Annotated in this window: 8 protein-coding genes and 1 pseudogene; 1 reads left to right on the top strand and 8 read right to left on the bottom strand. The window is 49.0% G+C overall.

What is annotated here, in order from left to right; translation table 11 throughout:
- Positions 1-89: 89 nt before the first annotated feature.
- On the top strand, positions 90-1,040 hold the full coding sequence (locus tag Q0236_RS05540; protein WP_297915884.1) for a hypothetical protein: 951 nt from the start codon (positions 90-92) through the stop codon (positions 1,038-1,040).
- Positions 1,041-1,094: 54 nt separating this feature from the next.
- Here the strand turns inward: Q0236_RS05540 and Q0236_RS05535 are convergent, their stop codons facing one another.
- The 8 genes and pseudogenes from Q0236_RS05535 to Q0236_RS05500 form a co-directional block, all read right to left on the bottom strand.
- Positions 1,095-1,586: a threonine/serine exporter family protein gene (locus tag Q0236_RS05535; protein WP_297915888.1), complete on the bottom strand. Its 492-nt coding sequence runs from the start codon at positions 1,584-1,586 to the stop codon at positions 1,095-1,097.
- Between the two features lies 1 nt (position 1,587).
- On the bottom strand, positions 1,588-2,400 hold the full coding sequence (locus Q0236_RS05530; RefSeq protein ID WP_297915886.1) for a threonine/serine exporter family protein: 813 nt from the start codon (positions 2,398-2,400) through the stop codon (positions 1,588-1,590).
- Between the two features lie 225 nt (positions 2,401-2,625).
- A complete protein-coding gene (locus Q0236_RS05525) occupies positions 2,626-4,008 on the bottom strand; it encodes a peptidoglycan DD-metalloendopeptidase family protein (RefSeq protein ID WP_297915882.1) in 1,383 nt (460 codons plus the stop codon).
- The gene (locus Q0236_RS05520) at positions 4,005-4,820 is read right to left on the bottom strand and encodes a hypothetical protein (protein WP_297915880.1); all 816 of its coding nucleotides are present in this window, start codon (positions 4,818-4,820) and stop codon (positions 4,005-4,007) included. The genes Q0236_RS05525 and Q0236_RS05520 overlap by 4 nt, the downstream gene beginning before the upstream one ends.
- Positions 4,807-5,496 carry a cell division ATP-binding protein FtsE gene (locus Q0236_RS05515; protein WP_295152369.1) on the bottom strand — a complete coding sequence of 230 codons (690 nt, stop codon included), beginning with the start codon at positions 5,494-5,496 and terminating at the stop codon, positions 4,807-4,809. The genes Q0236_RS05520 and Q0236_RS05515 overlap by 14 nt, the downstream gene beginning before the upstream one ends.
- Positions 5,484-7,208, bottom strand: a complete 1,725-nt coding sequence (gene trmB / locus Q0236_RS05510) for a tRNA (guanosine(46)-N7)-methyltransferase TrmB (RefSeq protein WP_297915878.1) — start codon at positions 7,206-7,208, stop codon at positions 5,484-5,486. The genes Q0236_RS05515 and trmB overlap by 13 nt, the downstream gene beginning before the upstream one ends.
- Positions 7,209-7,211: 3 nt before the next feature.
- Positions 7,212-7,877 (bottom strand): fibronectin type III domain-containing protein, encoded by a 666-nt coding sequence (locus tag Q0236_RS05505; protein ID WP_297915876.1) that lies wholly within the window; start codon positions 7,875-7,877, stop codon positions 7,212-7,214.
- Positions 7,807-8,498 (bottom strand): annotated as a pseudogene (locus Q0236_RS05500) (hypothetical protein); the annotation flags it as partial. The gene Q0236_RS05505 and the pseudogene Q0236_RS05500, both read right to left, overlap by 71 nt.

Genomic DNA, 8,498 nt, shown 5'->3' with positions numbered 1-8,498 from the left:
GCTCTGATTTAACGATATTTGAGGCATACTAAAATTATCGCGGATTAAGTCTATGTGAGGTATATTGCGGAAAATTTTAGGAGCGAAATTTGAAAACGAGATATTATCTGTGCTTGGTCTTCATCATAATAATATGCGCTTTGTGCGCGATACTTTCGATTATTGCGGAGTATAAATACCCAAATTCAGCCGAAAAAATTGAAACCGATCCATATAAATGGGTATGCGATCTAGATGGCAATCTTACCGATATACAGCTTAAAGATAGAGCGTTAAAGTGTATGCTTAAAAAGACCTATAAATCTATAAATATTTCAGCGGAGGAATTCCGTGATATGGAAAGAAAAATAAAGAAACAATACGGTAAAGTAGAGGATGAATTTTATAATTTTTATAGCGGGTTGGCGGAAAGATGCGGTGGAAATAATCGCCCAGATAAAGCTTGCGAATTTTTCATTGTAGATGACAATATAAATTTAGAATATTTTATGAGTTTGGGAGACAGGGCTTGCAATGGTAAACAAGCCGTAGCAAATTTCAAAGATTTTGTAAATATGTCCATGCTCAAAGGCGAAGTTGTTTACCCCTGGGAAAATAATAATAGTTTAATCTTGTCGGATGGAAATTTAAAATACAAATTATATTTTAGCGGATTAGAAAATGATAAACATGTATTTGATATGTTATTTACGGAAAAAATATTTTTAAATGAAATTAATCCTAAAATATACGACCACAAATATCCTAATGATAAAATTTTTTCTATTCCAATCGACATGCTATTTTTTGATATGTATGTAAGCCTAATAGATAAAAAATACGATAACTTTTGTAATTTATATAACTTTAAAAAGAAAGATATAAAACCGTATAAAGCATTTTTTGAGTTAGAAGGTAGAAAATATAGTCGGTATGCTTTTTATCTAGGTATTTTTGATGAAAATTATACATATAAATACGATATAAAAGATAATTTGCTGGGTGTGGAGCAAGGATATTATTACGATGAAAAAACCAAAGAGATAAAACGAGAGCAATAAAATAGAATTTATAAAATTTACCCACCGCGCTTGCTTAAAATTTCTTACTTAGCGCTATTTGCTCCTTGCGCCGCGAGTGATCATCAAGGACTGCTCGTAGAAAATTAGCAGCGTTATTGAAACGCCCGTGCCGAGCGCCAGCGAGATCGAGACCGTGGCGAGGGCGTTGTCGAAAAACGAGATGAGATGAGCGAGCTTCTGCTGCGCGCCTGCGGCTTTGATATAAGAAAACAGCGCCAAAACCGCCTTATAGGCGTAGATGCCAGGTATCATCGGAAGCAGCGCGGGAAAGGCGATGATCTCTGCGGGCACCTTGAGGCGCTTGGCACAGAGCATCCCCAAAACACCGATCAGAAACGACGCAAAAAGCGTCGCGGCGGCGATCGAAAAAATTTGGCTTTGAATCAGTAAAAACCTGCACGAATGCGCTACCGCCGCAAGCAGTGCCGAGAAGGCGAGCGTCTTTTTAGGCGGCATGCACGCATACGCAAACCCGAGCCCCGCCGCAGCGGCAAAGCAGGCGTCCTTAAATACCAAAAGCGCTATATCAAACATTTACAAGCCCCAAATTTGAGATGCTAAGCGTCAGAAAGAGCCCGATTGCGATGCAGATGATCAAAAGCCCCGTGTTCAGCCCTCTGCTGATGCCTACGAGCATATTTTCGTTTAGGATGTCAAATACCGAGTTGATCAGCCAGACGCCGGGGATCAAAAACAATATGCTCGATCCCACGGCGACGTCGGGCGTGGCACTAAGCCCGTAGCGAGCCCCTAGCGAGACGATGAAGGAGACTGCGAACGAAACCGCGATGTATTGGATTTTTAGGTTGATTTTGAGCCTGCTAAGCAGATAGCGGGCGCAAATTCCAAAAGCCGTAGCCGCAAAAACTAACGCCATCGCGCCAACATCGCCGCCGAAAAGCTCGCAGAATGCGGCATTTGCGACGCTTAGCAAAACAAGAGTTTTGGCAAAGCTTTTCTTCTGCGAGGCTAAAATTTCTGCAAATGAGGCTCTGGCGCGCGCAAGGGGGATTTTTTCGTCGTAAATTTCCCAGCTAAGCGCGCTTAGCTCCGAGATCAGATCGAAGCTGATCTGCGCCGCAGCGCCCGTTTTGACGTAGGTGCGGCGGATGGAGTTGTCCGCAGGATCCATCACGCTGATGATGAAGTGGCGCACGAAGATCATCAGGCTCGCCTCGTAGCCGTAAGCGCCCGCTATCCTGCACACGCAGCGCTCGATACGCGCGGTGTAGGTGCCGATGCTAAGCATCTTGGCGGCGTATTCGCTAAGAAAATTGGTAAGCTCTTGGATTTGCGGTCTCGCCGCCTCCGCTTCTTTTGCTGTAGCTGCCGTAGCCATTTCCGCCGTTACGGTAGTGTTACGTGTTGTTTCCGCGCCTACCGCCGTTTTTGATGCCGCTTCGGCGCCCGTTGCGGCAGTAAAATTTTGATTGTTTAAATTTGGCGTCGTTTCGGGATTTGAGTTATCTAAATTTAGCGCCGAGGCGGAATTTTGCTCGCTTAAATTTAAATTTTCGGCATCCTCGCAAGATTCGCTAAATTTAGAATTTTCCCTGCTCACGGCTTACCTCAAGCTGATTAGATCGAGCGGGTTGATGTGGTAGTTCTGCTGCGTTACCTCAAAGGTCAGATCCGAGCCGATGCGCCCGATGATGTAGCCCTTTTTGACGTTAGAGCCGACGCGCACGGTGGGCGGGATCTGATTTAGATGCGCGTAGATCGTGTGGATGCCGCCGCTGTGCTCTAGGATCACGACCTTATCGAGCACGGCGGTCTCTTTAGCAAAGACCACCTTGCCCGGCAGTACCGCCTTAACCTGTGTGTCGCCGCTGTTTGAGCCCAGCACGATATTTTCGTTGAAAAGCTTGATGTTATACACGGGATCGTTGTAATTGCCGAATTTTCGCTTCAAATACGCGCCGTTCAGAGGCGCTGCGGTCTTGGCTCCGCTGTATTTTTTGACGCGCGAGGATTGATAGCTAGAGCCGTACTGCTTGACTTTTTGGTTGATCTTACTTACGCGCTCATCCGCAGGCTCGCTCACTTCGGGCTCGGGCTCGCTAGGCGGCGCAGGCTCGGGCTTGCCCGCCTTTTTGGCGGCCGCCTTTGCTTTGGCATACTCTTTTTCGCGCGCCTGGCGCTCCTTTTGCTTCTGCGCCTCTAGCTTTGCTTGGCGTGCCGCTTCCTCCTTCTGCGCTTTGGCTTTTTCCTCGGCGTCGTCGATGATCTTAAGCTCCTGCAGGGTCTTAGATATGGCGTCTTGCTCGTCGTTTATCTTCTCAAGCCTCGCGATGTAGTCCTCTTTGTCCTTTTTCATCTGCGCGAGCTTCTCTTTTTGGGTGGTTTGCTTGGCGTCAAGATCGGTTTTTTTCTTGTCGTAGCCCGCCATGCTCGCCTGGATCGATTTGATCTTTTTGTTCTGCTCGTTGATAAAATTTTGATTATTTTCGTAGTCTTTGATTAACCCCTTCAGCTCGTCGTTCATAACGACGCCGAGCCCCTCTAAAATTTCGCTAGCTACGATGGAATCGGGCGTGGTTGTGGAATTTACGTCGGTGATGAGATCAAACGATAGCTCTTGCGAGATCACGCTTATGATCTTGCTCTCCAGATCGTTTTGCACGCTAAGAAGCGTGACGTTTTGGCTATTAAGCTTTTCAAGCTCCTGCGCTTCGGCGGCGTATTGATCCTTTAGCCCTTCGATCGTTTCGCTTAGCTGTTTGATCTCGCCCTCGCGCTTTTTAAAGCCCTCCTGCTCCTTTACGATAAGGCCAGCGATCTCGTCGATCTTTTGCGAGAGCTGCATTCCCTCCTTTTGCGAGCTTTTGAGCTCTTGACCCGCTTTGGCGATCTTATCTTTCGTGCTTTGACCCTTTGCGGGCGCGGCATAAGTAAGAGCCGCGGCAAGCCCCAGCGCAAGAAGCGGCGCTAAAAAAGCCCTTTTCATGCTCGTTTATTTCCAATTTGCAGCATCACAAAACTTACCGCGATGATAGATAGCGCCAAGGCGGCACCCAAAAGGATCAGTGCATCGTAAGGCAGCACTATGGCGGTGCGTAGATCGCCGATACCCTTAAGCGTGGTCGAAAACACCTCCCAGCCTGGAAGCGCAATGTAGAAGCAGGTCACGATCAGCGTGGCGATGAAGGAGTCTATTATCGCCATTCGGTAGAGTTTGCCGCTTTTTATCAAAAACGACGCGCCGAAAAGCTCCATGATCTCGATGCGCTCTTTGTGTTCGTAAACCCAGATACGCATCTGGCGGTGAATTAACATCACGCCTAAAAGCACGATGAGAAACGCAAAGCCGTAAACGAGGCTTTTGATAAGTAGTAAAATTTTAAAAATTTCATCGTGGGTCTTTTTAAAAATTTCAACCCGCGTGAGCGAGCCGATAGATTTTAAATCCTGCTCGATCTTGGCAAGCTGCGCGGCGTCAGGGAAGCTTTCGAGCTTGACGCTATAAAATTTAGGCAAATTTTTACTAAGCTCGGCAAAAGCGTTTTGTGAAATTTTACCCTTCAGTCGCTCGGTGATGCCCGCTGTGGAAATTTCGCTAATCGAGCTGATCTTCGGCACCGCTTTTTGTGCGTCTTGCAAGCTGAGCGAGGTTTTGGAGACCAGCACGATGTTGTATTCGTTTTGGATCGAGCGCTCGTAGCTTTTGGTTAGGTTACTCATAAAAATTCCAAACTGCACTGAAAAAAGCAGCGCGACGAGCGAAAAGATCACGCCGAAATGGGTTTTAATCGATTTCATTTACTTTAGCGTCCTTAATCTCAAAATGTCGGTGCCTAAAACGCAGCGTGGCGGGCATTTTGTGCGTTACGATGACGACGCAGGCGTTCCACGACTCGCACGCCGAGCGCAGTAAATTCCAAATAATGGCGCTGGAGTAGTCGTCCAAATTTCCCGTAGGCTCGTCGCACAGCAGCAGGCGCGGATTATGCGCCATCGCACGCGCCAAAGCCACGCGCTGCTGCTCGCCGCCGCTAAGTTCGAGCGGATACTTGCCCATCTTGTGCCCGAGCTCGACGTGGCGCAGTAGCTTTTTGGCTTGGTCTTGGCAGACCTGCTGATTGTAGCCCATTATCATTAACGGAAGCATTATATTGCGCTCGATCGTCCATTCGTTGATCAGGCGGTAGTTTTGAAAGATAATGCCGATACGCTGGCGCAGGGTGCGCAGATCGGAGTTTGTGATGCCCTTTAGATCGCACAGGCAGACGTTTAGTTCGCCGCCGATGATGTCGATGCCGCCGTAGAAGGACTTAAGCAGCGTGGATTTGCCGCTGCCGCTCTTGCCCGTGATGATGACGAAATCCTTCGCGCCGATGCCGAAACTCGCGTCTTGGATGACCGCGCCCGCCTTTTCGTAGCCCAGCGTGAGGCCCGCTGCGGTGATGATGTTGTAATCGTCCGTTATCTCTGCCATTGTGAAAATATCTCCGAAATTTTTTGATGTGCCGCGTGGTTTTCGCGCGTAGGAAGCGGGCGGCGGATGAAGTAGCGCGTACCGCTTGCGTTTGCGCGGATGAAACACTGCTGCGGAAAGTCGAATGCCCCGAGCGAAAGCAGGATTAGCACGTCTTGCGGTTCTGCGCAGCTCGGTTTGCTTTGCTGTTTAAGCTGTGACTTTGTGCAGTCTAGCTCGCTTTGGTGTTCGGCTTGCGGTTCTGCACGGCCTTCTAGGTTGCTTTGGTGTTTATCTTGCTGCTCGGCACGATTTAATTTGCCTTGGTGTTCGGCCTGTAGCTCGTCATGGCTTAGTTCGCTTCGGTGACCGATTTGCGACTTGATAGCGTGGTTTGACTTATTTTGTAATTCGACTTGCGGTTCAGCAGCGTGGTTTAGCTCGTTTTTCAGTTCGGCTTGCGACTCATTTTTGCAAGATGCGACGCTTGCTTTTTTTAGAATTTGCGTAGCGTTCGCGCAAGCTGAAATTTTATCGCCTGCTGTCGTAGCTGAAATTTTGCCGCAGTCTGTCGAAATTTCATCCATGCTCCCGCGCTCGGTTAAATTTCCGCCGCGTGTCGCGTCTAAATTTATAGCCTCGTCGTTTATAGCTTCGTCCGCGCTGCTTAAATTTACGCCGTTCGCTTCGCAAGCGCTGCCCGCGTCCAAGCTTTTTTGCGCGTCAAAGTAAAAAATTTCCTCAAAATGCACGAAAAAATCCTCGCCTTTGAAGGTGAAATTTTTAAAATTTCGCGCTATCTTTGCCGCGTCAAATTTTAAAAATTCCATCTCAAACTGCTGCGGCTCGCCCAGGTCCGCGGTTTTGTTCTCGTAGATCAGATCGTAGATGTCTTTATCCATTTTGCGCCATCTATCCTCGTATTTGCTCGCTACGGCGGCGTCGCGGTTTTTGAAGTGCGAAATTTCGCCCGCTTTGCGCTGCACGTAGGGCGAGAGTTTTTGCATCGCGTAGAGGAAGTACTCCTCGCTGTCGGTGCGAAGCTCGAAGCGGCCGCCGCGTCCGAGCGTGCGTGCGATCTGCGAGGCGAACTCGTCGCTTATGACGCGGCGGTGCGGCGCGTCGTCCCACGGCACGGGGAAGTGCAAAAATACGCGCTGCAGGCAGCCAGCGGGAAGCAGGCTCAGCAAAACCCGCGCGTCGGTGGCTATGAGAGCGATGTTTTGCAGCCCCTCGCGGATCGCTAGCTTTGCGACCTGCTCGATCGCGGGCTTGTAAATTTCGATGCCGATTAGCAGCGCGTCTTGGTTTGAGCGCGCCTGATGGAGTAGATGTCTGCCCGAGCCGAAGCCGATCTCGATGAAAATTTTATTAAATTTAGAGCTTTTTACGAGGGATAAAATTTCATTCTCGTCCAAAATCAGCGGCGTTTTTTCGGTAAGCGAGCTGTCTTTGTAGGCAAACGCCTGCGAGATGATCCGCCCGCAAAAGCGCTCTTTAAAAATTTCGAGCGCTCGTTGCAGATGGCCGATCTTAGCGGGCTTGGTGATCTTTTCGCCCTTTACTATCACCTTGTCGCCGCTGGGCTTTACGATGATAAAAAACTCGCTATCAAAGCTCTTGGTTCGCACGAGCGTTAAATTTCTGCCGCGCGCCGTCTCTAAAAACTCGGTCTCGCCGAGCTTAATCGGCAGCGGCGGCAGGCTAACGCTGCGGGTTATGAAATTTGGCAAACTTTATTCTGCCTGCGCTGCGGCAATGACTGCACTAGGCTTGGACAGCTCTCCGTTTTCGGTTTTGACGGTGATGCGGTATTCATATCCTTCGCCATAATCGATATTGTCGATATATTCAGCACTAAGTCTGCCGCGAACCTCTTTAATCGTGCTCCATGACTCGCCTCCTTTAGGGCGGCGCTCTATGAGATAGGAGCTTACGCGAAGATCCGGATGCGGACGCCAGATGATCTTGACGCGGCCCGGAAGCCCGTATATAGCCTGCGCAAATGGCACGGACTCTAGCATTTTTGCTGTGCTTGCGATAGCGACCGGAGAAGGAGCCGAAACGCCCTTGGCGCCGTATGTGCGCACGGTGTATTTATACGAAGTGCCCGGCTGCAGCCTCGTATCTACGTAGTGAGTGGAGTATGGATCTGCGATGGTGGCGATCTTTTTGGCTTCGCCGCCGCTTGCGGGTGCTCGGTAAACGACAAAGCCCAACACGGCGGTATTTGAGTCGTATCTAGGCCACTCAAGCCCGATCTCATCGTCGCTCGCGATCGTCCTGATCCCCTCTACGCGCGGAAGGCTCTCGTCGCTTGCACTAGGCGCGCTAGACATAGCGCAACCACCCGCTAATATCGCTAAAGTAGCGCTCAACGTTAGTCGGTAAAATTTTTTCATAAATTTCATCCTTTACCTTTTGATTTGTCGTAAAATTTAGAAATTCGCTCGGCAAGCCCGCGCATATTTTCACCTCTTTGCCGCTTCGCGGATGGATGAAATAGAGCAAATAGGCATGGAGCAAAATCCTGCTAATTTTAGCGTTTTCGCTCTTAAATCCGTATAAATGATCGCCCAAAATGTGCCGATTTATCGAGCTTAAATGCACGCGGATCTGATGCGTGCGACCCGTGAAGAGCTTTGCCGCGACGAGATTGAAGTTCTTTAGGCTTATCGGCGGCAGAATTTGGTTTTGAGCGGGATTTTTAAAATTTAAAGTTTTATTCTCGGCGAGACGGGCGGTGCGGGTTTGAGCTGCACTCATTTTGGCGGTTAAAATTTTATCTGCGTTATCCGCGCGGCTACTTGGAATTTTATCTGTGCTTGGGATCGGAATTTTATCCGCGCTCTGCATGCAGCTATTTGAGATTTCGTCCGCGTTGTCCGCGCCTGCATAGTCGTTTAAAATTTCATCCATGCCCGCGCTCTTGTCGGCAGCTGTACCATCGCTCACGCTCGTACTTGAAATTTCATTGCTCTTTTCGGCGGAATTTTGAAGCTCCGTTAGTTCCGCTCCGCTAA

The organism is uncultured Campylobacter sp. (assembly GCF_938031315.1).
Lineage (GTDB): Bacteria > Campylobacterota > Campylobacteria > Campylobacterales > Campylobacteraceae > Campylobacter_B.
This window is presented reverse-complemented; position numbering and strand designations above follow the sequence as displayed.

Excerpts from the sequence above, each read along its gene's own strand:
- Q0236_RS05530 (WP_297915886.1), bottom strand. The coding sequence starts at position 2,400 with ATGGCTACGGCAGCTACAGCAAAAGAAGCGGAGGCGGCGAGACCGCAA.
- Q0236_RS05525 (WP_297915882.1), bottom strand. The coding sequence starts at position 4,008 with ATGAAAAGGGCTTTTTTAGCGCCGCTTCTTGCGCTGGGGCTTGCCGCG.
- Q0236_RS05520 (WP_297915880.1), bottom strand. The coding sequence starts at position 4,820 with ATGAAATCGATTAAAACCCATTTCGGCGTGATCTTTTCGCTCGTCGCG.
- Q0236_RS05515 (WP_295152369.1), bottom strand. The coding sequence starts at position 5,496 with ATGGCAGAGATAACGGACGATTACAACATCATCACCGCAGCGGGCCTC.
- Q0236_RS05505 (WP_297915876.1), bottom strand. The coding sequence starts at position 7,877 with ATGAAAAAATTTTACCGACTAACGTTGAGCGCTACTTTAGCGATATTA.